Origin of the sequence: Fulvivirga imtechensis AK7, from assembly GCF_000331535.1 — a bacterium.
In the GTDB taxonomy this organism is placed as follows: Bacteria; Bacteroidota; Bacteroidia; order Cytophagales; family Cyclobacteriaceae; genus Fulvivirga; species Fulvivirga imtechensis.
The window spans coordinates 91,764-116,714 of the sequence record NZ_AMZN01000026.1 but is presented as its reverse complement, the minus strand read 5'-3'; the positions used below and the strand labels follow the sequence as shown (position 1 = coordinate 116,714).

General features: G+C 41.2%; 19 protein-coding genes and 1 riboswitch. Of the genes, 13 read left to right on the top strand and 6 right to left on the bottom strand.

The window, feature by feature from the left end; translation table 11 throughout:
* Positions 1 to 331: 331 nt before the first annotated feature.
* The 5 genes from C900_RS08125 to C900_RS08105 form a co-directional block, all read right to left on the bottom strand.
* Positions 332 to 1,597, bottom strand: coding sequence for a M16 family metallopeptidase (locus tag C900_RS08125; RefSeq protein WP_009579257.1), 1,266 nt, complete (start codon positions 1,595 to 1,597; stop codon positions 332 to 334).
* Positions 1,598 to 1,600: 3 nt separating this feature from the next.
* Positions 1,601 to 2,761: a type IX secretion system outer membrane channel protein PorV gene (gene porV / locus C900_RS08120; protein WP_009579256.1), complete on the bottom strand. Its 1,161-nt coding sequence runs from the start codon at positions 2,759 to 2,761 to the stop codon at positions 1,601 to 1,603.
* Positions 2,762 to 2,788: 27 nt separating this feature from the next.
* The gene (gene porU / locus C900_RS08115) at positions 2,789 to 6,214 is read right to left on the bottom strand and encodes a type IX secretion system sortase PorU (RefSeq protein ID WP_009579255.1); all 3,426 of its coding nucleotides are present in this window, start codon (positions 6,212 to 6,214) and stop codon (positions 2,789 to 2,791) included.
* Between the two features lie 78 nt (positions 6,215 to 6,292).
* Positions 6,293 to 6,973, bottom strand: a complete 681-nt coding sequence (pssA, locus tag C900_RS08110; RefSeq protein WP_009579254.1) for a CDP-diacylglycerol--serine O-phosphatidyltransferase — start codon at positions 6,971 to 6,973, stop codon at positions 6,293 to 6,295.
* A gap of 12 nt (positions 6,974 to 6,985) precedes the next feature.
* Complete coding sequence (locus C900_RS08105) at positions 6,986 to 7,630, bottom strand: MBL fold metallo-hydrolase (protein WP_040496133.1); 645 nt, start codon at positions 7,628 to 7,630, stop codon at positions 6,986 to 6,988.
* Between the two features lie 69 nt (positions 7,631 to 7,699).
* On the opposite strand from C900_RS08105, the gene C900_RS08100 reads away from it, so the two are divergent.
* The 4 genes from C900_RS08100 to C900_RS31110 all read left to right on the top strand — a co-directional run bounded on the left by C900_RS08100 (position 7,700) and on the right by C900_RS31110 (position 13,200).
* A complete protein-coding gene (locus C900_RS08100; protein ID WP_009579252.1) occupies positions 7,700 to 8,779 on the top strand; it encodes an NAD(P)/FAD-dependent oxidoreductase in 1,080 nt (359 codons plus the stop codon).
* Positions 8,780 to 12,049, top strand: coding sequence for a hypothetical protein (locus C900_RS08095; protein WP_009579251.1), 3,270 nt, complete (start codon positions 8,780 to 8,782; stop codon positions 12,047 to 12,049).
* Positions 12,050 to 12,097: 48 nt separating this feature from the next.
* Complete coding sequence (locus C900_RS08090) at positions 12,098 to 12,976, top strand: YicC/YloC family endoribonuclease (protein WP_009579250.1); 879 nt, start codon at positions 12,098 to 12,100, stop codon at positions 12,974 to 12,976.
* Positions 12,977 to 13,038: 62 nt separating this feature from the next.
* A complete protein-coding gene (locus C900_RS31110) occupies positions 13,039 to 13,200 on the top strand; it encodes a FeoB-associated Cys-rich membrane protein (protein ID WP_009579249.1) in 162 nt (53 codons plus the stop codon).
* Here C900_RS31110 and C900_RS08085 read toward each other — a convergent pair.
* Positions 13,197 to 14,219, bottom strand: coding sequence for an SPASM domain-containing protein (locus C900_RS08085; protein WP_009579248.1), 1,023 nt, complete (start codon positions 14,217 to 14,219; stop codon positions 13,197 to 13,199). The two genes, C900_RS31110 and C900_RS08085, sit on opposite strands and share 4 nt — an antisense overlap.
* Positions 14,220 to 14,334: 115 nt before the next feature.
* On the opposite strand from C900_RS08085, the gene C900_RS08080 reads away from it, so the two are divergent.
* From C900_RS08080 to C900_RS08035, 9 genes are all read left to right on the top strand, one after another.
* Entirely contained in the window at positions 14,335 to 15,123 is a 789-nt protein-coding gene (locus C900_RS08080) for an ion transporter (protein WP_009579247.1), read from the top strand.
* A 135-nt stretch (positions 15,124 to 15,258) separates the two neighbouring features.
* Positions 15,259 to 16,443, top strand: a complete 1,185-nt coding sequence (locus C900_RS08075) for a lipoprotein N-acyltransferase Lnb domain-containing protein (RefSeq protein WP_009579246.1) — start codon at positions 15,259 to 15,261, stop codon at positions 16,441 to 16,443.
* Positions 16,430 to 16,861, top strand: a complete 432-nt coding sequence (locus C900_RS08070) for an SRPBCC domain-containing protein (protein ID WP_009579245.1) — start codon at positions 16,430 to 16,432, stop codon at positions 16,859 to 16,861. Before C900_RS08075 ends, C900_RS08070 begins: the two co-directional genes overlap by 14 nt.
* The gene (locus C900_RS08065; protein WP_009579244.1) at positions 16,858 to 17,832 is read left to right on the top strand and encodes a helix-turn-helix transcriptional regulator; all 975 of its coding nucleotides are present in this window, start codon (positions 16,858 to 16,860) and stop codon (positions 17,830 to 17,832) included. Before C900_RS08070 ends, C900_RS08065 begins: the two co-directional genes overlap by 4 nt.
* 225 nt (positions 17,833 to 18,057) lie before the next feature.
* A riboswitch (SAM riboswitch) is annotated at positions 18,058 to 18,170 on the top strand.
* 335 nt (positions 18,171 to 18,505) lie between these two features.
* Positions 18,506 to 19,837, top strand: a complete 1,332-nt coding sequence (locus C900_RS08055) for an O-acetylhomoserine aminocarboxypropyltransferase/cysteine synthase family protein (protein WP_009579242.1) — start codon at positions 18,506 to 18,508, stop codon at positions 19,835 to 19,837.
* A gap of 1 nt (position 19,838) precedes the next feature.
* Positions 19,839 to 20,849 (top strand): homoserine O-acetyltransferase family protein, encoded by a 1,011-nt coding sequence (locus C900_RS08050; RefSeq protein WP_009579241.1) that lies wholly within the window; start codon positions 19,839 to 19,841, stop codon positions 20,847 to 20,849.
* A gap of 2 nt (positions 20,850 to 20,851) precedes the next feature.
* On the top strand, positions 20,852 to 22,063 hold the full coding sequence (locus C900_RS08045; protein WP_009579240.1) for a homoserine dehydrogenase: 1,212 nt from the start codon (positions 20,852 to 20,854) through the stop codon (positions 22,061 to 22,063).
* Between the two features lie 243 nt (positions 22,064 to 22,306).
* Positions 22,307 to 23,611, top strand: coding sequence for an NADH:ubiquinone reductase (Na(+)-transporting) subunit F (gene nqrF / locus C900_RS08040; RefSeq protein ID WP_009579239.1), 1,305 nt, complete (start codon positions 22,307 to 22,309; stop codon positions 23,609 to 23,611).
* A gap of 167 nt (positions 23,612 to 23,778) precedes the next feature.
* Positions 23,779 to 24,939 carry a formimidoylglutamase gene (locus tag C900_RS08035; RefSeq protein WP_009579238.1) on the top strand — a complete coding sequence of 387 codons (1,161 nt, stop codon included), beginning with the start codon at positions 23,779 to 23,781 and terminating at the stop codon, positions 24,937 to 24,939.
* Positions 24,940 to 24,951: the final 12 nt, after the last annotated feature.

Sequence of the window (24,951 nt, the reverse complement as noted above, 5' to 3'; positions counted from 1 at the left end):
CAGGTCGAGGATGCTGACCGTTTAGCGTCAGTATCGTTTCCAGATTTTATCAAACGGGATGTTGTTAATTCAGCATTCCTTTTTTTATGCAAAACATTTCAGGTCGAGGATGCTGACCGTTTAGCGTCAGTATCGTTGCCAGATTTTATTATCACCCTGTACTGAAATAGTGCAGGGTTTTTTGTTTTTAAGGAAGTTTCACTCATATTTTGGTAACTTTTTGAACTTACGGACGCATCCTCTTTCCATTCCGAACAGAGAAGTATAAGCCCTATCCCGATGGTACCCGGAACTAAATATGGGAAGTCATTTAAAGCTTGAGATTTTTAACCTAACCTATTACAACTTTCCTCATCCCCTCAGGTTGAAGATATTTATTAAAGATGGATTGTATTTCGGTGCTGGTGATATTGGAGAGGATTGACATGTAATCATCATAATAGGTGTAATCCAAACCATGAATATGGATATTTTTAAACTTTTCCGCCAGGGAAAATGCGGAATTCAACTGAGACTGGAAATGACCGAACATGTGATTTTTTACTGCAGCGAGTTCATTAGCACTCATAGGATCAGCACATAAAAGGGCTATCTCCTTGTTGATTTCACCAATTACATCATCAACAAACTCCTTTTTTACGTCTGTACCAATTACGAAGTAGCAGTTGTGCTTTAATGAAACGATGCTCGAATGTATACCATACGTGAATCCTTTGTCTTCTCGTATATTCTTCATTAATCTCGAACCAAAGTATCCACCGAGGGCTTGATTGGCTACCAATAACTTGATATAGTCAAGATGGCCTTTGTCAATCACCGGTTTGCCCATTCGAATGGAGGATTGGAGGGCAGTTTTTTTATCCTCTTTAATGAAGGTTTCCTCATCATTTAGAGAGTATTCGCAGGACTCTATTGTTGAGGTGTTCATTACTTCTTTGCCGAAGTGATCATTAAGTATTTTAAGAGTATCGGAATCAACATGACCAGATATCAATAATTCAAATTGAGACAGGTTTGCCGAATGGAACTTGGTCAGGTCCTTTGTAGTCAATTGATCAATATCACTATCATTGATAATCTTTCCATAAGGATTATCAGATCCAAAGATCAGTTGTCGAAATTTCTTAGAAGCAACTATATTCGATTTCTCGTTTTGCAATTTTAGTTGCTGTGCTTCTATTGATTGTACCCTTTTTAGGTCATTTTCAGGGAATGCCGGTGCAAGGATCATTTCCTGGAAGAAAGGCAAAACTATATTCAAATACTTGGTCAGGCAATAAAGCGTAACCGAAGGAACATCGAAAGAGGGATGTAGCTCAACGAATGCGCCATACTGAGCAAAGAGGTTAGACATTTCATTGGATGTATAACTCTTTGTACCTTCTTGCAGCATCTTTAGCGTTATGAAGGATGCTGCTGTTTTATTTTCATAATACGAGCCACCAAGCGGGAATAGGACTTCCAGCTTTATGATTGGCTGCGAGCCGGCAGCAAGCGTGTAGACCGGAATGTTGTTATCCAGTTTGTGCTCTGCTGCTTTTGGGAAATTAATCGTATAGGATGTAGAGTGCTTGGGCGCAACAGTTCTATCTAACATAAATTAGTCCACTACTGATTCCTCTTCCTGAACGCTTTTATTGAAGTTAAACAGAATAGTGAATCTAAGTGTTTCAGCCAGTGGATGCTCCTGTTCCTTGGGAACCAAATAAGCGAAGTCAATACCAAAGACCTGATACCTGAATCCTAATCCAACTGTAAGGTACTTTCTGTTACCCTTATCTTCAGCTTCAAGAAAATAGCCTGCGCGGGCTGCAAACATGTTATTGTACCAGTATTCAGCGCCAGCAGACACAGTGAATTCTTTCATTTCTTCACTAAATCCCTCTTCAGCATCAGAGAATGAGCCGAAGATTCCGCTTAATAGAGATTTTTCGCTTTCGCTACCATCGTACCGAGGGCTAGGTACAAGTAGCTTATTCAGATCCAATCCAAAAGTAAGTTTATTGTAGGGATCAAGGCTCGTTGTAAAAGCAGAGCCTAACCGTAGATTTGTAGGTATAAAATCTTTATTGTTTTCATCTGAATATGTTAGCTTGGAACCTATGTTGGAGATTACAGCTCCAAGAGCCAGATTGGAATTATTCCCGCTCAATAAAAGGTCTTTATCATAAAACATAGCTATATCAGCAGCAATGCTATTTCCCGGTCTTGCCTCTACACCTCCCGATGAAAAACTACCAGTGAGGTTGGAATGGATATATCGGCCGACAACTCCGATACTAAGGTTTTGCGTAAGCATACGAGAATAGGTAGCATCAAATGAAAACTCACGAGGGTTGAACTGTCCTTCACTACCTCCTGCTTCATTAGTGAAGAATATCTCGCCCAGGTCGAAGTATCTCATGGAAACAGCTACGGCTTGCTCTTTAGTAAATTTATAATATCCTGAAAGATAGGTTATGGACATATCATTGATGATCTTGCCCAGCCAAGGAGTATAGGACAGTGCAAATCCGATATTGTTTTCAATAAAAACGAGTTTGGCGGGGTTCCAATAAACTGAGTTGGCGTCTGGTGATGTGGCAACGCCTACATCTCCCATACCTCCGGCACGAGCATCAGGAGTGATGGTTAAAAAGGGGACAGCAGTTGTTATAACTCTTCGTGTGGAATCCTGCCCAACAAGGCCTTGGGCCTGAAGTGATGAATGTATTAAAATGAATACCGCAAGCGCTGCTGTTAGCTTAAATAACCTTTTCATGTGAATTTCGTTAGCAAACAAATATAATTAATTAATAATAATAACTTTTTGATATTTCTGATTTTTTGCCCCGTCTGCCATAGAACGAACGGATAGCTTAAAAATGTATATCCCTGCGTTAAGTTTTTTGCCTGAGCTGTTTGTTCCGTCCCATTCAAAAAGGTTGACCCTGGCAGTACTTTCATCTACCTGAAAATCAATATCTTCCACGACTTCTGCATGCCTGGAAATGATCTGGAGGTTTATTTCAAGGTCCTCGCCAACTCTGGTATGTTCAAAAGTTAATGTTGTATTATCGAAGAACGGGTTGGGAGAATTTATGAAATTAGTAATGAAAAGGCCATTGGGGTCAGCCACTGTAAATTCAATTACAGCTTCACCAGAATTGTTGTGGGTGTCCCAGGCTTTGAGCTGAATAGTGTGTTTTCCTTTTTTCAGTCCGTTCAATGGAAACAAAAGTAGTCCTTCCTTATAGCTATCCTTAGACGCAGTATAGTAGTCATTCAAAACAAAGGTGGTTTCATTGTCTAAGGTTGCAGTAATATTATTTCCAACACCATATTGGGAAATATTGATACCGCTTTCATCGTAAAGCTTTGCAACAAGAAGCGTGTTGGCGCCCACCTCTCCTGAGCCGGTATAGGTTGTGTCACCAAGGTATAGCTTTATCTTTGGACCGGTATTATCCTGTTCAACATCTGTTGCCGATCCTCCGAATACTACATCAATATCAGCTCCATTTGCATCGGTTTTCTTATCATCATCAACGGCATAAAGGCTGATCTTTCCTTTTCCAGGCTTGTATGACATGTTTTTTGGGACTATGAACTTCACCTCGAACTGGCCGTTTGAAATGGTGGATTTGCCTCTGAACAATGCATTTTCCCTTGAGCTGTATGAATAAGGGCTACTTTGGTTGCCTAGCGTTGAAAGGGTAGATTCCTTATCGAAAACAATAACTTCCAGTTCTCCATCGAAATGGCTATCAATAGATTTATTGCTATTTTGTACTTCTCCGGTTATTGTTACTAAGCTCAATGCCTTAAGTGTATCGGTTTTATTGCTATTATCATTAATGCTTTTTATGGCAATTTGTTTTTCAGGATAGTTAAGTTTAAGTGAAGGGTCGCCCAGCAGAGCAAAATTTCTGTTACCTACCTGGTTATAGTCAATAGCTTTATCAATACTATTATTCTTGGTGATACGAAGTATGTCTCCCAATCTCAAATAGCTATCCCCTTCTTTTCTGAACGCTTCATCGTAAAATGCTTTGTTCAGCTCAAAATTTGAGCTGGAGTAGACAGGTCGGCATGTACTGATAATAGCTATTCCACCGCCATTGGGATGAGTAACTACCATTTCACCTCCTGAAGCAAGTTGCGGGTCGTCATGGCGGCCAAACTCACAGGTAGCCGTTACAAATAGTGGTAGTTTGCGGATGTTTTTCCAACCCTCGATCATAAACAAGGTTAAAACGCGCTCTTGCATCCAACCTAGTTCTCCCCCATGGCCAGTGAAATTTACTACAAGAGCCCCTTTTTCTACTGCCTGATCAAGTGCTTCACGGGCTTTCGGAGACGTTTCTCCATTGGGTGTGGAAATTTGAGGAAAGGCGTCCAGGTAAAGTTTGTTGTAGTTAAAGCTGGTAAAAGCTGTATCTATAAGCACTGCTAACTGATCGGACTGCTTGATATGTATGTTGTTATCTCCATCATCGGCTACAAAAACTACCTCATTTCTCCAGGGGCCAAAGTTTTTTGTGCCGGTGCTGTAGCTGATGAGTTTGTCTACCATATCTTTAGCTTGTTGCAGGCTGGTGACTGGCAGCCTTCCTATTCCTATTTCCAGGGTGTGGTTCCCGCCGGGCTCTTCAAGCCACTCTCCTTCATCATCCTCAAGAAAGCCATAGAAATCATCCGAGCCATACGTTTCCAGTGGGTGTAAAGAATTTCGTGATTCATATATGGGAACCAGGTTAGTGTTATTTTTCAATATGTCTTTGTAGTCATAGGACCCCTTTCCAAACAGTAAGAGATATTTAAGTCGATCGCTTTTTGTAAAAAGGTGTTTTGCAAGGTCTCGAATGGCGGTTACATCTTGTTTCCCACTTGAGAATTCATTGTATACCTGTTGGGTGGTCACCACCCGTGCGGTCATGTTGTCGTTTGACGACCTGAAGTTTGCCAGACGTTTTGCTTCAGGCAGTAGATCAGGATGGGAAACGATCAGAAGGTCAGGGGTGGTCATTCCTCTTAGATTCTGACTTGCAATTTCACCCGCAAAGATAGGAGTAATCACTTTTGAGGGGTCGAAAACGACAAATGAGTGCAGTTGCGTAGTTGAAGACCCGAATGAGGCCGTGCCATTACTCAGACTATATTGTTGATTCAGAGGTGCAAGAGGGCTGGTTATATCCCAGATTTTTACCTGGTCATTTACTCCTTTCACTTCAAATGCTGAGTTGGTATTGTTCAGGCTTTCCAGGGATCTGAAAATGGTATATTTATCATTTAAACGAAGTTCACAGATGGCTTCTAATTTTAAGTAGTTGAGGTATCCGATGGATCTTCCCGAGCTATTTTTTTCATAAGCTACTGTTACGGAAAGCTGGTTATTACCGGATAGCTGATTGCTGTTGATTGTATATGTACTTTCATCGTTTCTGCCTTTGACGCTGTAGCGATAGGCGCCTTCTCTGAAATCGGGAACAGGTGCAATATTCTGCTCTCCAAGAGCGACACCATTTATGCTCAGCTTGAATGTTGACTGAGCGAAGGACTGAGCCATTACAGATGATGTAATCGTAATTTCGGTACCCGCCATCAACCCGGGAAAACTGAAGTCATAGGTTTTTTCTGTCTGGACATCGAATTTATCGGTATACCATTCCCTGCCGGATTTGAGAAGATTATAGGCTTCTTTCTCAAACCATGAGATGGCATTGTACCTTCTGATTTTTTGGAAATCGGATCCGAGATCTTGTTGCGCCTTTACTCGCTGCCCGGCATCATTACCAATGGTTAGGAAATAGAAATTGAGATCAGAGTAAATATTTCGTTCATAAATTAAGGTTCCGCTTTCATCATAATGATACTGATCGGGTCCCTGGGCATAAAAAATTACATAATCACCGTTATCAAACTTGCCATCGCTTTCCCCATTCACCCAAATGCTGTTCTCGACCAGGTCTGTTAGCCTGGGCGCATTGTTGGCCTGGGGTAACATGCCTCCGCCATTTCCGTAGATCTTAATATTCCTTGGGTCTATAGACGAAGCGTCTATACCTATATCACTCAGGAATTTACGGTCTATTTTATAAATGCCCTCCTCAGCTACAGCCAGCTTATACCAGGTGCCTTCAGCTAATACCGAATTAGATGGCTGCGACAGCACCGGAATACTTAAAGTAATTACACTTACGAGGCAAAATATGACTTGTAAAAGTCTTGACATGTAGATGGTTGATTGATTTTAACAGAGAAACATGGCATCAGAAATAAACGTTTCTTATCGGTTATTATTATGATGTCTTTATTGGGATATCATGTTGTTGATCACTGACAATACAATATAACCAATAATGATCATAGGAATGGCCAAAACCTGAAACAATCCTAACAATAATACGCTCAGCAGAAGAAAAGTAAACCTTAATTTGTTGTCTGTCCACTTAAACGACTTGAATTTTAATGCAAAAAGTTCAATGGGTGAAACAAGAAGTAGGGAAAAACCTATTGAGACTATAACAAGTGACGTCAGGTTAATGATGCTGGAATAATCGGATCCGGCAATAAAAACTAAAGAGGATATAAACAGTGCATTAGCGGGTGTTGGCAGCCCGATAAATACTGATGTCTGCCTGTCATCGATATTGAATTTAGCTAATCTTAAGGCTGAGAAAATGGCAATAACAAAACCTATATAGGGTAAGTAAGCATTGTCAGTATAGTCTGTGATCAGGTGATACATGATCACTGAGGGGAGCACACCAAAGGTGACCATATCTGCCAGCGAGTCCAGTTCTTTGCCGATTGGAGAACTCACTTTCAATAATCTGGCTACAAATCCATCAAAAAAGTCGAGAACAATAGCCAGCCATAGCAGATAAGTGGCAAAAATAAGTTCTCCTTTGAAGGTAGCAACTATACCTATGCAGCCGCAGAGTAGATTTCCGCAGGTAATACTATTGGGGATGTGCTTTTTAATATTCAAAATAAACGATGATCAGGCAACCGCGCAGAAGGGGTTAGATTTTTTCTCGTACCCGATGTTGGTGGCAGGACCATGGCCACTGTACACCGTGACGTCATCGCCTAAAGGGAATATCTTTTTATGAATACTATTGATCAACGTTTCGAAGTCACCGCCAGGAAGATCAGTTCTGCCGATACTGCCCTGAAACAATACATCACCACCAATGCAAAACTTATCTTCCTTACTGTAAAAAGCAATGTGTCCTGGTGCATGTCCGGGAACAAAGAGTACTTCAATGCTTGAACTTCCAAATCTTACCTCATCGCCTTCATTTAGAAACTGATCGGGGTACGCTTCATGGTAGTTGGTAAATCCATAGGCAGGCGCGTAGGCTTTTACCGCCCTTAAGGTAGCCTCATCTTCCTGATGAATGTAAAGCTCCACCTTGTAATGGTCTTTAACAAACTGATTGCCAAATACATGATCAATATGACAGTGAGTATTTAAAAGTTTCACCACCTTCAGGTCGTTCGAAGCGATAAATTCTTTCAATTCTTCTTGTTCATAGCGCTCATAACATCCCGGATCAATAATTACGGCCTCCTTTGTGTCGTCATGAAGTATATAGGTGTTTTCCATAAAAGGATTAAAAACGAAAGACTTGACGTGTATCATTAAAATTTCTTTTCTCTTTTAGCAAATTTGTACGGTCAAGACAAAATTACATTATTTAAATCATTTTAAATGAATAACAGCAATGAGTTTGACTACATCGTTGTAGGGCAGGGGTTAGCAGGTTCGGCTTTGAGTTATCAAATATTAAAAGCGGGAAAGCGTGTGCTTGTAATAGACGACAATAGGCCTGTTACATCCTCTAAAGTGGCAGCCGGCCTTTACAATCCGGTTACGGGAAGGAAGATGGTGAAGACATGGAAGGCAGATACACTTTTTCCATACCTGATCTCATTTTATAAAGAACTTGAGGAGCTTTGCGGAGATCAATTTCTTATTGAAAGGTCAATATACCGGCCTTTTTTATCAATGGAGGAGCAAAACGAATGGATGGGTAAGAGTGCCTCTGAGGAATTTGAGCATTTTATAACAAAGGTCCATCATAGGTCGCAGTATGCTTTTTCTACAGATGATTATGGCGGTATAGAACTTAACATGTCCGGCTATCTCGACATACCCCGGTATCTGAAGGCTTATAGAAGTTACCTCGAATCAAAAAAAATAATGTTGAGTGCGAAATTTGATCACAAACTCCTCAAACCAGGTAGCGATGCAGTAGTGTATAGAGGATATAGCACAAAAAAGATTATATTTTGTAACGGACTTGATGCATTTCATAATACACATTTTGACTGGCTACCATTTCAGCCGGTAAAAGGCGAAGTATTGCAGATAAAAACAGAAATACAACTGGAACATATCCTTAACAGAGGTGTTTTCGTTATACCCATTGAAGATGATGTTTTTAAGGTAGGGTCGAACTATGACAATAAAGATCATACAATGGGGATAACATCAAAAGCCAGAGAAGAAATAACCATGAAACTGAAGGAGTTGGTGAATGTGCCATTTGAGGTAGTAGACCAAATTGCCGGAGTGCGCCCTGCTACAAAAGACAGGCGACCATTTATAGGTTTACATCCTGAATATGAAACTATTGGCATCTTTAGTGGGTTAGGAACAAAGGGAGTCTCTCTGGCGCCATATTTTTCCGGGCATTTCATCGATTTTCTGGAACATGGTAAAGAACTCTACCCGGAGGTAAATATTAGTCGCTATTTTTCGTTATATTACGATTCTCTAAAAAATTGAATGAAAAGAAGTAATTACTTTTTAGGAGCAGTGCTCTCCCTGGTTTTCTTATCGCAGTTGGCCACCGCTCAAAATACCAATGAAAAGTTCGGAAGGAACAGAATTCAGTATGAACAGTTCAACTGGCGATACCTGAGTTCTGACAATTTTGATATTTATTTTTATGAAGGCGGTGACAAAATAGCGAAGGAAGTTACTGAATATCTTGAAGAGGAGTTTGACCGGGTAACAGACATTATTGGTTATCCACCCTATTCAAAAACCAAAGTCTTTTTATACAATTCGGTTTCTGATCTGCAGCAGAGCAATGTTGGTATTAATGATGTAGCATTTAATCCCGGGGGAGAGACAAATTTTGTAAAGTCATACATAGAAGTTGCAAACCCCGGAAATATCAAAGATCTAAAAGATGAGCTGCTATACAAGGTATCCTCTCTGATGGTAAATGAGATGATGTTTGGAGGGAGCCTGAAGGATATGTTCCAAAATGCTGTCCTTCTCAACCTTCCCGAGTGGTTTATCAACGGAGCATCATTATATGTGGCAAGGGGCTGGTCTATCGAGATGGATGATTATGTGCGGGAACTGATAGATAAAAAGCATCCTAAAAAGCTCAACAAGCTTTCGGGGAAGGAAGCAGCCCTGGCTGGACAGTCTGTGTGGAACTTCATTGCAGAGAAATATGGCAGGAGCAATATTTCAAACATATTAAATTATACCCGGATCATCAGAAATGAAGAAAAAAGTGTAGCAATAACCCTTGGTGTTTCTTTTGATCAGGTAATGTATGAATGGCTCAACTTTTACACGGAGATAGACCGGCAGGTAAATGAAAATTATGCGGAACCTTCAAAAGACAATTTGATCACTAAGAAAAAGAATAAAAAAGGGATAGTTTACAAGCATGTGAAATTAAGCCCCGATGGCACCAAGCTGGCGTATACAGCTAATAATAGAGGACGATACACGGTTCACATGCAAGATCTTAGTAGTGGAAAAGAGAGGGAAGTGTTGTCAGGGGGCTATAAAGTGATCAACCAGGAGGTAGACAATAACCTTCCGCTTATAGATTGGGTGGATGAAAATACCTTAGGAATGGTACACTCTAAACGGGGTCAGTTATATTTTGTGCTATATGATGCTGTAACTAACAGCAGGCTTCCACGGCCAATGGGAAAATTCGAGCAAGTCAATAGCATGGATTTTTCAGATAACGGAAGATTAATGATTGTAAGTGCGGTGGTTAATGGCAAGAGTGATCTTTATCTGATGAGCACTCGCAGGGACAGAACCAAAAGACTAACGGATGATGTATACGATGATCTGTACCCCACGTTTGTGCCCAACTCCAATACTGTGGTGTTTAGCTCCAACAGGGTTAGCGATTCACTAAAAGTTGCTCAAAAAAGCTTTGAAAAGGTGAGTGACAACTTCAACCTGTTCTTCTTCAATTTGGATACAACTACCAATGTTGTGCATAGAGTAACCAATACTATCAGCAAGGATACAAAACCTTTGGCGTTGAGTAGTAATCGATTATTTTATTTAAGTGACCAAAAAGGGATATGGAATATCTTTAGTTATGATATAAACCGGGGGATCTATTCCCAGGTTACAAACTTTGCCACTAGTATTGAAAATTACGATATAGAGTTTAATAGCTCTAAACTGGTTTTTGTGATGGCAGATAAAGGTAAGGACTTTATTTATCTCAACCCTCAATTTAATTATGAGCAACAGATATTTACACCATTGACAAAACGGCAGCAGGTTATGCAGGCTAAGGCTTTTCGTATGAAAAGGAATGAGGATAAGCGAGAGGCGCTGACGGTAAAAGACATCGTGGAGCAAAGACTGAAAGAGGCGCGTAAAAAAGAGAAAGAAGAACAACAAAAGCCCGATACCCTTGAAGATGGTGTGATCGATACGGATAATTATAAGTTCGAAATAGAAAAGGAGATAGAGGAAGAGGAGAAGGAGGACGATGTCATTAATACTGATAACTATACATTCGATACAGAGATATTGCAAGAAGAGCAGAAGGATTCTTTCCTTTCTCAATATCGAAAGCTGAGAAAGGGCAATCAGATTTCGGGGCCATTCCCTTATGAAACGCGTTTCAGTGCAGATAATTTAGTTACATCCTTTGTGATCGACCCTTTGAGGGGATTCGGAATACTGCTGGAAACGGAAATGAATGACATGCTGGAAAACCATAAGTTTTCAGGAGGGATAATGGCAACAACGGATTTGCGGAGTGGAGATATTTACGCTGAGTATCAGTATCTGAAAAATCTGGTCGACTATAATGTAAGGTATGACAGGAATGTGATCTTTTGGGATACAGAGGCTGTACTTCACAGGTACAGCAAAAATACTTTTGAAGTTGGCGCTGCATATCCCTTTAATATTAAAACCAGGCTTGCGGTAAAGCCATTTTTTACCATTACCAAATTTGAAGACCTGGGCAATCTCATCACAAGCCCTCCGGTATTCAGGAAAACTGAAAGCGAGCAGTATGCCGGTGCTACTGTGGAGTGGGTATTTGATAATTCCATCATTAATGGCATGAACCTTATCGAAGGTACAAGAGCGAAGGTGCAGCTAAAACATTACGAAGGAATAACTGATAAGGGGCGAAGCTTCACAAATGTATCCGCTGACTTCAGGCACTATCAGAAAATATACCGGGAGATTGTACTGGCGGGCAGGTTATATTACGGAACCTTTTTTGGTAGCAGCCCCAAACAGTATCTGTTAGGGGGAATGGATAACTGGCTGTTTAACAAGGAAAATAAAGATGGAACAAACAACCCTCTAAGTTCGAGCAGGGAAGGCAACAATAGAGACCTTTTATTTGTAGAATATGCGACAAATCTCCGTGGCTTTGATTATGCAACCCTTTTTGGCCGAAACACATTGCTGTTTAATGCGGAGCTAAGAATACCGCTTATTCGTGCTTTAAGCAGTGGTCCTATTACATCAAACTTTTTTAGAAATCTCCAGTTCACAGGCTTTTTTGATGTAGGTTCAGCATGGACGGGGAAATCACCTTTTAGCGATGATAATAGTGTGAGCAGCCAGAGAATCCAGCAGGGTAACTTTCAGATTGATTTGAAAAACTTCAGGAACCCATGGCTCTACAGCTATGGGGTTGGTCTGAGAACAATTATTTTGGGGTACTATATGAAGTTCGATGTGGCCTGGCCTGTGGAAGATTACATAGTGGGCGATCCACGCTTATTCGTGACATTAGGATACGACTTCTAAGTCTGTTATTTTTGCATCCCATAGAATAATTCTTTTTAAAGGCGACTTATGCTTAAATCTATGACTGGTTATGGCTCATCGAACTTCTCAGATGACAACCTGACGATCAACATTGAAGTAAAGACATTAAATTCAAAATACCTGGACCTTAACTTCAGGCTGCCACGCGCATTCTCTGAAAAGGAGATTGAGCTTAGGAATTTAGTAAACGATAAATTGCAAAGAGGCAAGGTATCTCTAAGCATTGATTATATCAATGAAAGAGAAACGGAACTTAAGCAGCGATATAATGAAGAGCTCTTTGAGCAGTATTACCGTAGTCTGAAAAGGCTGGCTGATAAAGTCATTGCTCCCGACCAGGACTTGTTCAAGCTGGCTCTCAGCGCTCCTGATGTAGTGATCACTGACCAGGCAGAAGAGGTAGATGAGCAGGAGTGGGCGAAATTGAGGAGAATGGTGGAAGAGGCATTGGAGAGTTGTGATGCCTTTAGGAAGAAAGAAGGCGCTGAGCTCCAGCAGAAGTTTCACAGCTATATCTCTACCATAGGTGGGCATTTGGAAGAGATAAAGGCACTTGATCCAAAAAGAGTGGAGCGGATAAGGGAGCGGATAAAAGGAAATCTGCTGAAGTTCGTTGAAGATGAGGGATTGGATAAAAACAGACTGGAGCAAGAGATCGTTTACTATATAGAAAAGCTTGATATCACCGAAGAGAAAGTAAGGCTGGCGAGCCATCTCAAGCATTTTGAAGAGGTACTTGAGGATAAGCACTCTCTAGGTAAAAAGCTAGGTTTTATTTCGCAGGAAATTGGCCGCGAAATCAACACAATTGGCTCCAAGGCTAATGATGCTGATATACAAAAACATGTAGTGGCCATGAAGGAAGAGCTGGAGAAAATTAAGGAGCAGTTGCTTAATGTGCTTTAAAGAGAGGTAGGAAAAATGTCCCCGGAAACTAAACGATATTAATTACCGTTACAATTATCAGTATGCAGGAGGTTTTGATTATAATACTGTTTTTAGGCGCCCTGGCTTATCTGGGGAATATGCTTTATAAGCAGACCAGGGGTAATAGCGGCTGTTCTTCAAATTGTGGTTGTGATTCTGCTCCGGTGGCTAATTTCAAGAAGGTTCAGAACAACAAAAGCTAGGCCCACACCCTGGTGCCCTCTGTGCAGTTTCTGCACATCTCTACTTCACTTCTTGAATTGATCAGCGATTGTCTGAATCGTTGATACGGCTTGCTTTCCCATATTTCTTTAAAATCAGCGCCTGTCAGTTGTCCCATTTCATGGTGTGCATCTTTATCAAAACAACACGGCACCACCTTCCCATCCCAGGTAATAACGCATGAATGCCACATTTTCCAGCAGTGGTCCAGCAATTGATTTTTAATGGAGTATGTACCATCGGTATTTTTGCGATAGCGGGAATACTTGTCGTTTACAGGTATGAACTCAGAGCCATTTTTGTAGTCATATACCTGGGCAGTCTTAAGCCCAACTTCATCCACCCCAAGGACTTTAGCAAGCTTTTTTACCTCTCCGATCTGGTGTTCATTGGGGCCGACTACCAGGAATTGAAATACAATATGTGGAGTTCTAGATTTTAATTCTTTTTTCCATTTCACCACATTTTTGGTGCCTTCTATTACCTTATGCAGGTTCCCCCCTACTCTATATGACTGATAAGTTTCCTGCGTGGTGCCATCGATAGAAATGATCAGCCTGTCGAGGCCTGAGAGTACAGTTTTTTTTGCTATATCTTCTGACAGAAAGTGCGCATTGGTGGAGGTGGCAGTATAGATCTTTTTGTCAGAGGCATACTTTACCAGGTCAAGAAAGTTGGCATGTAAAAAGGGCTCTCCCTGAAAATAAAAAAGCAGGTACATGAGACTTTCTTCGAGTTCATCGATGGTTTTTTTAAATAATCCCTCCTGTAGCATTCCCGTTGGCCGGGTAAAGGATCTTAGTCCACTGGGGCATTCCGGGCATCGAAGGTTGCAAGAGGTAGTTGGTTCAAAGGAGATGCTTATCGGCAGGCCTTTGATCTTCGGGCTTCCGGTGGCTCTTGAATACAGATAGCTGGATACAATGCGGGCAGCATTCCAAGCTCTTCGTGGTGTGAGCTTAGATAAAAAATTCAGGCCGTCCCAGATATTTCTGTTCATCAAGGTTAAAGATAAGGAAATTGTTTGATGGATGGTTTTGCTATAAAGGCTCGTAAGTTTGCAATACATTGTATAATGTTTTTATCTTGCTTAGAGAAGTCAAAAAGCCACTGCTATGAAACTTTTAAGAAGGTTAAATATTATTGTTGATGATTCAAAGCACACAAAAGGTGGACGGCTCTATAATCAGATTCTAATTGTTCTTATAACTCTAAATGTCTGTGTGGTTATTATTGAGTCCTTCTCGTTACCTTCTTATACACGCCCTTATCTGAAGTCTTTTGAAGTTTTTTCAATTGTTGTATTTACGTTGGATTATTTGGTACGGATAGTTACTGCTCGTATCAGACACAAGAAATTGAATGGTATCAAATCATATTTAAGGTTTATTATATCACCGCTGGGGCTAATAGATTTGCTTTCCATATTGCCATTTTACCTTCCCTTACTCTTGCCAATTGATCTACGCTTTTTACGTTTATTAAGAGTTTTTAGAATCATGCGGGTTTTTAAACTCAATCGCTATTACAAATCTTTCCGTCTGATACTGCATGTTATCAACATAAAAAAGAGGGAGCTAACTATGTGTTTGTTTGCAGTTATTATTTTGTTGGTCATCGCATCTGCTATTATGTTCTATATTGAAAATCCGAAACAGCCAGATAAATTTCCGAATATTATTGCCTCCCTTTGGTGGGCTATCGCCACTCTTACCACAATTGGGTATGGTGATGTATATCCGATTACAGCGGCAGGGAAAGTAGTGAGCAGTTTTATAGCATTGGTGGGCATTGGATTTGTTGCTTTACCAACAGGTATTTTAAGCTCCGGGTTTTTGGAAGTACTTGATGAAAAAAGAAAGTTTAATTATTGTCCTCATTGTGGAGAGAAACTACCCTGCTAGATGTTGCACTTCGTGCCTTAGTGTCTCCATGGCCATCACTGAACTAAAAAAATCTAAATCACTAACCCCTGGCTTTTTCTTTCGTAGTATATTCACAATATTGAAAGGCTTACGGACTTCTTGAACAATCTCTGCATGAAAAAAATCTGTTTACTACTTCTAACAATATCTCCATTTTTTGGCTATGCACAGAATTTAAAGCTTTCTCCTGAAGCAGAGATCCATGTGCTGACCTGTGGCCCGTATCAGGGGGAGCTCTATTCGGCATTTGGTCATAGCGCCATTAGAGTAAAAGACCCGGGAAAGGGGTACGACATTTTATATAACTATGGCGTATTTGATTTCGATCAACCTAATTTTTACCTCAATTTTACCAGGGGGCATCTGTATTACAAATTGGGAGTGACCGACTATCGCAGGTTTCGTGACTATTATATTTATTACAACAGGTATATCCGTGAGCAGGTGCTTAATTTATCAGTAGAGCAGAAGCAGGAACTGTTTGATTTTTTGCAATGGAATGCCTTGCCCGAAAATCAATACTACCTGTATGACTATTTTTATGACAACTGTGCCACCAGAGTTCGCGATGCCCTCGTGAAGACCTTTGGTGACAAGGTGAGCTTTGACGGATCTTATGTGGAAACGAAACATACTATTCGGAGTCTTACCGACATATACCTGAAACAGCAACCCTGGGGTGATCTGGGAATAGACATATGCTTAGGCCTGCCAATGGATGTTGAGGCCACGCCTTACATGTACATGTTTTTACCAGATTATATAGAGCAAGGCTTTAATCATGCGACAATAGTACGAGACGGCAAAAACGTGCCATTGGTGAAAGAAACCCTGATCACTTATGAATCGAAACCGGAAGCCGATCAGGCATCTGCGATCACTCCATTTATAGTTTTTGTTCTCTTGTTAGCTGGTGGGACCTTTCTTACCTATCTCGGCTTCACCAGGGACAAACGGTTTGTTTGGGTTGATTGCTTTATGTTCTCAGTGGTAGGAGTATTGGGGTGGTTGCTGTTATTTTTGTGGGCAGGCACCGATCATCGTGCTGCTGCTAATAATCTCAATTTGTTGTGGGCAGTTCCTTTACATTTTCCGGTAGCATTGATGCTGCTTAAGAGAAACAAATCGTTATTTTTAAAGAACTATTTCAAAATAATGGCCATCTTAAGCCTGCTATTACTTGCGGCTTGGGCTTTTTTGCCACAGCAACTGCATTACTCACTGATTCCTTTGGTGATGCTGCTTGGCTTGCGGTCATTTTATATTCAACGATACCTATCCAAAAATGAAGGAGCTTAGCACATCTGTGAACATCTCAGCCTCTCCCGATAAGGTCTGGAGTATTTTGATGGATTTTGATAAATACCCGGAATGGAATCCGTTCATTATCAGTATTATAGGTAAGGTCAAGCTCCGGGAAAGACTAAAGATAACCATACAACAGCCTGGGGCGAAACCGATGGTATTTAAGCCTCAGGTGACATTATTTAAAAAAGAGAAGCAATTTGGCTGGCTGGGAAGTCTCTTTATGAGAGGGATCTTTGACGGACATCATATCTTTGAAATTGAAGATCATGGCGATGGAACATGTACCTTTGTGCAAAGAGAGGAATTTGCCGGGGTACTCGTGCCATTTTTATGGAAAAGCCTCGACATCAAAACCAGGGCAGGCTTTGAAGCTATGAATAATACTCTTAAATCACTTGCTGAACGATGAACCGCATTGACAGATTATCGGCTATTCTTATTCAATTACAAAGTAAAAAGGTAGTGACTGCCCAACAGGTAGCTGATCGCTTTGAAATAAGTCTGCGCACGGTTTATCGTGATATCCGAGCATTGGAGGAGGCGGGCGTTCCTATTGGGGCGGAGGCGGGTAAAGGTTATTTTATTATGGAGGGATACAGCCTTCCTCCTGTAAGCTTTAGTAAAGATGAGGCAGGAGCCATTCTTCTGGCTGCTAAGCTGGCGGAGAAAAATACCGACAAGTCTATTCAGCAACACTTTGAAAATGCCCTGTTTAAGATCAAATCAGTACTGAAAACACAGGAAAAGGACTACCTGGAAAGCCTGGAGGAACACATACAAGTACTTCAGGCGCCTAATCAGAACAGAAGTGAATTCCCGGATCACTTCTTGTCAGATATTCAGGCTGCTCTGGCAGAAAATAGAGTGGTGTCTTTTGAGTACTATTCTAATTACAAAGATCAGTTTAATACCCGTGAAGTGGAGCCTTTAGGTTTATGCTTTTATAGTTCACACTGGCATATGATAGGATACTGCAGAATGAGGCAGGATCTTCGTGATTTTAGAACAGACAGGATAACTAAATTAAAGGTGTTGGACGAAAAATATGATCCTACGAACCATCAATCATATCAATTATACCTCAATAATTTCATGAGAGGCACTGATCTCAAGCGTGTGGTGATCAGGTTTAATGCAGAGACTATCAGGTATATTGGAGAGCAGAAGTATTACATGGGCTGGACTGATGAAAAAAGGGTTGATGGAGATCTTGAGATGAGATTTATGACCTGCAATTTTAGAGGATTCTCCCGCTGGCTTCTGATGTTTGGCGCCAAGGCCACCGTGCTATATCCGCAGGAACTTATTGAGGAAGTACAGCAAATATCAATGGAAACTTATGAACATTATAGTAAGTCCCTTTTGGTTCGTAACAATTGAATAGTGAAGCGTAGCTTTATGTCTTAAGTCGAAAACAGGGCAAAGAACTCACACGCCTGCCTATAATGAGAATCTGTTCCATTTTATTAAATATCCCTTGGTCTTGGGCGGTACTTTAACAGGGTGCAGCTATTTGTCAAACAAAAATTTCAAAAATTATTTGGAAACCTTACAAACCCTCACTAGGTTTGTAAGATCAATTCGATGCTCTCTTTTGAGAAAGTCGATTTATAAAGAAGCGTGGAGAGACTGGCTCTGAGAAACGCTAGCAACCTGGTCACCAAATCCAAGGTGCTAAATCCTGATCCCGGGAATGTTCGTCAAGTGACGGATGAGGGAGAATATAAATTGATGAAAAATGAAAAGATCAATCCAACATCAAACAGGACTTTTAGCCGCATTTCAGCGATCAATTCAATCACTGGCTAATCACATTATTTCTTATTTCTGCAACGACTGTTGTTGTTGCTGTTGTTGCTGTTAGGCGATCTCCTGCCTCACTCCGAGCAACAAGCTGCCCCTGAACTACCGGGATAGAGAATCGTATATTGTTTTGATTCTCGCCTCCTGCGGATTGTTACGCAATGACACTCCGCCCCATCAGCGCAGCATACCACCAAACACACAATTTAACGGTAAGAAATTTTTAACAATAAGAAATAAAAATAAGATCATGGCTAAGAAATTAAATTTCGAAACACTACAGTTGCATGCAGGATATGAAGATGTAGAGACTACAACCCGTTCCCGGGCAGTTCCTTTATATCAAACCACATCCTACACATTTAAAAACTCGGAGCATGGCGCTAATCTATTTGCGCTAAAAGAGTTTGGCAATATCTATACCCGTATTATGAATCCTACCACCGATGTATTTGAGAAGCGGATAGCCGCCCTCGAAGGTGGTGTAGCAGCATTGGCCGTAGGGTCAGGCCAGGCGGCACAATTTATAGCACTTAACAACATACTTACGGTCGGTGACAATTTTGTTTCTACCTCTTTCCTATACGGAGGTACCTATAACCAATTTAAAGTTGCCTTTAAGAGGATTGGTATTGAAGCCAGATTTGCTGAGAGCGATAAGCCTGAGGATTTTGAAAAACTTATCGATGAGAAAACAAAAGCCATTTACCTGGAAACTATCGGTAATCCTGGTTTTAATGTTCCCGATTTTGATGCAATCGCTAAAGTGGCCAGGAAGCATGACATTCCTTTAATAGTCGATAATACGTTCGGAGCCGGAGGCTATTTGTTCAGACCCATAGAGCATGGCGCTGCCGTGGTTACTGCCTCTGCTACAAAATGGATTGGCGGACATGGCACTTCAATCGGAGGGGTGATCATCGACAGTGGAAATTACAACTGGGGAAATGGTAAATTTCCTCAGTTTACGGAGCCTTCAGAAGGTTATCATGGCCTGAATTTCTGGGAAACATTTGGTTTTAATAACCCATTAGGGCTTCCGAATATAGCATTTGCGATCAGGGCCAGGGTGGAAGGTCTGAGGGATTTCGGTCCGGCGCTTAGCCCCTTTAATTCATTCCTATTGTTGCAAGGCCTGGAAACCCTTTCACTACGGGTACAGCGCACAGTTGACAATGCCCTTGAGCTGGCCGAATGGCTGGAGGCTCACCCTCAGGTAGAATCAGTGAATTATCCAGGGTTGAAGAGCAGCAGTTATTATGATCTGGCTAAGAAATACCTGAAAAATGGCTTCGGTGGAGTGCTATCCTTTGTGATCAGAGGAGGCAAAGAAGAAGCAACAAAATTTGTTGATAGCCTGAAGTTGGTGAGTCACCTGGCCAACTTAGGCGATGCCAAAACACTGATCATACAGCCATCGGCAACCACACACCAACAATTAAGCAATGAAGAGCAGTTGACTGCCGGTGTGCTGCCCAATCTGCTGAGAATATCGGTAGGAATAGAACATATAGACGACATAAAAGAAGATTTAAAAAATGCCTTTGACAAAATCAATACCGAAGTTTCAGCAGAAGCATAATTTGCAATCCCTACAGTTGAGTCAGGAGTTCAGGTTGGAGTGTGGCGACATACTCCCTGAACTCGAGATCAGCTATACCACCTATGGCACGCTTTCTCCAGAAGGAGATAATGTAGTGTGGGTATTTCATGCGCTTACTGCCAACGCTGATCCAGTAGAGTGGTGGCCAGGCCTGGTTGGGAAGGGCTTTCTGATCAACCCTGATAAATATTTTATTGTCTGCGCTAATATGCTGGGCTCATGTTATGGCACCACCGGTCCCGATAGTATTGATCCAAGAACCGGAGAAAAGTATGGAGCCAGTTTCCCGGTCGTAACTATTAAAGATATGGTTAATGTGCATAAGCTTTTGCGGGCTCACTTAGGTATTGATAAGATATTGCTGGGTATTGGAGGCTCGATGGGTGGTCAGCAGTTGCTGGAGTGGTCATCTACTGATGTTGATCTGTTTGATAATATCTGTGTGATTGCTACCAATGCGCGGCATTCCGCCTGGGGTATTGCATGGAATACAGCACAACGTATGGCTATAGAGGCAGATCCCACCTTCAGATATAACTATGATGGTGCCGGTGAAAAAGGGCTGCAGGCCGCAAGAGCCATAGCCATGCTCTCTTACAGAAATCAAAACACCTATCGTAAAACTCAAACCGATTTTGAAGATAAGGTAGATGATTTCAAAGCCAGTAGCTATCAGTACTACCAGGGGCAAAAGCTGAGCGACAGGTTTACGGTTTTGTCATACTATTATTTGAGCAAAGCCATGGATAGCCATAATATCGGCCGAGGAAAAAAGTCTGTACGTCATGCATTAAAATCCATCAAGGCAAAGACTCTTGTGGTGGGAATAAAAACTGACATACTTTTTCCTTATGCTGAGCAAAAATTTATTGCCAAAAATATAAAAGGATCGGAGCTGGCACTTATTGATTCACTTTATGGGCATGACGGATTTTTAATAGAAACCAAAGCAATCGGAAAACATATTCAAACTTTGATAACCAGAAAATAAAAATGAGTAAATATAAAATAGGTCTTTTTGGATTCGGTTGTGTAGGGCAAGGGCTATATAAAACGCTTGCCGAAAACAGCCTTGACGCGGAAATCGTCAAAGTTTGCGTCAAGAATAAAAACAAACAGAGAAGTATCGACAATGATAGGATCACTTATAACCCCTCAGATATCCTTAATGACGATCAAATTAATATAGTAGTTGAACTGATAGATGATCCTCAAGCTGCTTTGGACATTGTAAGAAAAGCTTTGAAAAGCCGGAAAGCAGTAGTAACGGCCAATAAAAAGATGGTAGCCGAAAATCTGGATGAATTGATAGCGTTGCAGAAAGAATACGAAACGCCACTCCTTTATGAAGGGGCTGTATGCGGAAGTATCCCGATTATCAGAAACCTGGAGGATTACTATGCTTCCGAACATATCAGCGAGATAAAAGGGATCTTCAACGGATCGTCTAACTATATTTTAACAAAGTTATTTCAGGAAGGTAAATCTTATGAAGAGGCTTTGGGAGAGGCTCAGGCCAATGGCTTTGCAGAAAGCGATCCAACGCTTGATGTAGGTGGTTTTGATCCTAAATTTAAGTTGAGTATTATCCTTCAACATGCCTTTGGCTTAAGATTACACCCGGACAATATCTTCAACTGGGGTATACAAAACATTACCGATAGCGACATCGCATTTGCCAGGGAAAGAAACCTGAAGATCAAACTGTTGGCTAAAGCTTATTATAATGGAGATAGCCTGTCGGCAGTGGTGGCGCCTCATTTCATAGATTCGCAAAATCCATTATACCATGTGGAGAATGAATTCAATTGTGTGCTGATCAATGGAAAATTTGCCAGCAATCAAACGTTAATTGGAAAAGGAGCCGGAAGCCTCCCTACCGGGTTGGCTGTATTATCTGACGTGGTAGCGCTGACTCAGGGATATGCCTATAGGTACAGATCTTCCGATCACAAAGTAGATACTTCAGAATTAGTGGAGGTTTACCTGAGTGCCAAAGACATTGACGCTATCAACTGGACTGCCTTTGACACTATATCGGAAAAATATGTGGGCAATGATTATGGTTATGTTATTGGAAAGGTGGCGTTATCAGAGCTAAGCAGCCTTCTCTCTAATGGAAGTCCGGATACTAACCTGGTTTTTACATCCGGTAGCCAAAAAGAGGTTGAAATACCAAGCCTGACCTACTCATACGCGAGCTAAACAAATTTTATTGATATATTTCTGCTTAATTTTGAGTCATGAGGTGGAGACACTTCATGGCTTTTTTTGTTATTGCCACCTCTATATTTAGATGTTTATCGCATTACCTTTCCAAGCCTTTTCTTCTCCGCCAAATAACCCCAAAATTTAATTCTATAGATTATAGTTTTAAACTTTTACTAAATATATTTGTAGTCCCATTCCAAAGGGGCAAATTTTTATTGAAGAAACGATTCAATTTCAATGAGTACAATCATTTTAACTTCTATTGTAGCATTTACACTTATTATTCTGCTACTGGTCTTTGTACTACTTTTTGCACAGTCGAAACTGGTGCAGTCGGGGCCTGTAAAAATTACTATCAACGGTGATACTGACAATCCTATTGTAACGACAGCCGGTTCAACATTGCTGTCTACGCTTTCCGCACAAAAGATATTCCTGCCATCAGCTTGCGGTGGCGGAGGTACTTGCGCTATGTGTAAGTGTGTGGTTGAAGATGGCGGGGGAGAGGTACTACCTACCGAGGTGGGCCACCTGAGCAGAACAGAGCAAAAAGAAAAGGTGAGACTTTCATGTCAGGTGAAGGTAAAGCAAGATATGAACATCAGGATACCTGAGGAGATCTTTGGTATTAAAAAGTGGGACTGCGAAGTGGTGTCTAACTACAACGTATCCACCTTTATTAAAGAGTTTGTGATGAAACTTCCTGAAGGAGAGCACCTTGAGTTTGAAGCCGGGGGTTACGTTCAGATAGATGTTCCGGTTATCGAAGTGAAATTCTCGGATATGGACATAGCTCCTAAGCCTGAGCTGGGCCACCCGGATGATGTGTTCCAATCGGATTGGGATAACTTTAAGATGTGGGACCTGGTGATGAAGAATGATGAGGAGATATTCAGAGCCTATTCAATGGCCAATCACCCTGCAGAAGGAAATATTGTAATGCTGAACATCAGGATCGCTACTCCACCATGGGACAGAGATGCAGGTAAATTCATGGATGTTAATCCTGGCATCTGCTCTTCTTACGTATTCTCAAGAAAGCCTGGTGATAAAGTGACGATTTCAGGTCCTTATGGTGAGTTTGCCATTAACTATACAGATCGTGAAATGATCTATATTGGTGGTGGTGCAGGCATGGCTCCTTTGAGGGCACAGATCTTCCACCTGTTCCATACTATGAAAACTGACCGCAAAGTGTCCTACTGGTATGGTGGCCGATCTAAGAAGGAGCTTTTCTATGTGAACCACTTCAGGAAAATTGAAGACGAGTTCTCAAACTTCCAGTTCAACATAGCGCTTTCAGAGCCTTTGGATACGGATAACTGGAGAGTGAAGAAAAGCCTTGACGACAGAGACGCTGATGGATACCTCGGATTCATTCACCAGGCACTCTATGATAACTATCTGAAAGATCACCCGGAACCGGAAGAAGTAGAGTACTACCTGTGTGGACCTCCATTGATGAACGCAGCAGTATTGAAGATGCTGGATGAAATGGGTATTCCGCCAGAAAATATCAGATTTGACGATTTCGGAGGATAATCCGATAAAATGAAATTAATAGGCCATTCGTAAAAGGATGGCTTTTTTTATTATTAGCGTATTTGGTGCCGACACTATCTGCTCAATGTAGATAGTGTCGCTACCAATAGTAGACAATTTTAATTATAATTTCAAAAGTGTATTTTTAGTTTTTAAAATTAAACTCTATGGACCTTAAGATCTTTTTTTCACCCCTGGAAGAGGAGGATTTTTCCCATATACGGCATTCCAACAGCTTCTACAAAAGCATAAGGGCGAATGTTGATCGCATGCCGGACTATAAAGATGCGGACATAGCTATCATTGGTGTGAATGAAGAGCGGGGAACTGTAGTCAATAAGGGTGCTGCCAAAGGAGCTATAGAAATAAGAAAAAAACTTTACAATCTGAAGAAAGGATACGGTGCCTATAAAATAATTGACATGGGTACACTTCGCAACGGAGTTGATCTTGACGAAACACACGGGCGTGTAAAGGAGGTTTGCCAGATCTTAATTGAGAACAATGTGCTTCCGTTAATCATTGGGGGCTCCCATGATATTGATTATGGGCAATTTCAGGCTTACGAAGGGATGGACAAGCTCATCAGCTTGCTGAATATAGATGCTTTATTGGATATGGAGGAGGGGATAAGCCAGCCGGCACATCAGCAGCATATCCATAAGATATTACTACACGAGCCAAACTACTTGTTTAACTACAGCCATCTTGCCTATCAGAGCTACCTGATCGATCAGAATGCCATTAACATACTCGAAAAGCTATACTTCGAAGCCTATAGAATCGGACATTTAAGATCTAATATTCAGGAAATGGAGCCTATAATCAGAAATGCAGATATGCTTTCGTTTGATATTACGGCTATTAAGTCGAGTGATGCGCCAGGCACTGCCAATGCCCAGCCTTTTGGACTGACAGGTGAAGAGGCTTGTCAAATATGCTGGTATGCCGGTCTCAATGAAAAACTGAGTTCAGCCGGGTTTTATGAGTATAATCCTGAATATGATGATAGTTCGAAGAAGACAGCCGCAGTGGTAGCTACTATGATATGGTACTTTATCGAAGGCTTTTACCACAGAAAGAATGAACAGAACTTCAAAAACAATGACTATTTGAAGTTTGTGGTTTCCATGCCCTCTGACCCTGAAACGCTGAGTTTCTACAAGAGCAAACTAAGTGAAAAATGGTGGATGGAAGTGCCTTTTCCGCAGGGAAAGGAAAAATATTCCAGAAACTGTATTATTCCGTGCTCATATTCTGACTACCAGGCTGCGACCAAAGGTGATCTGCCGGAGCGGTATATCAATACACATGCAAAACTTATATAATTGTTATTCATC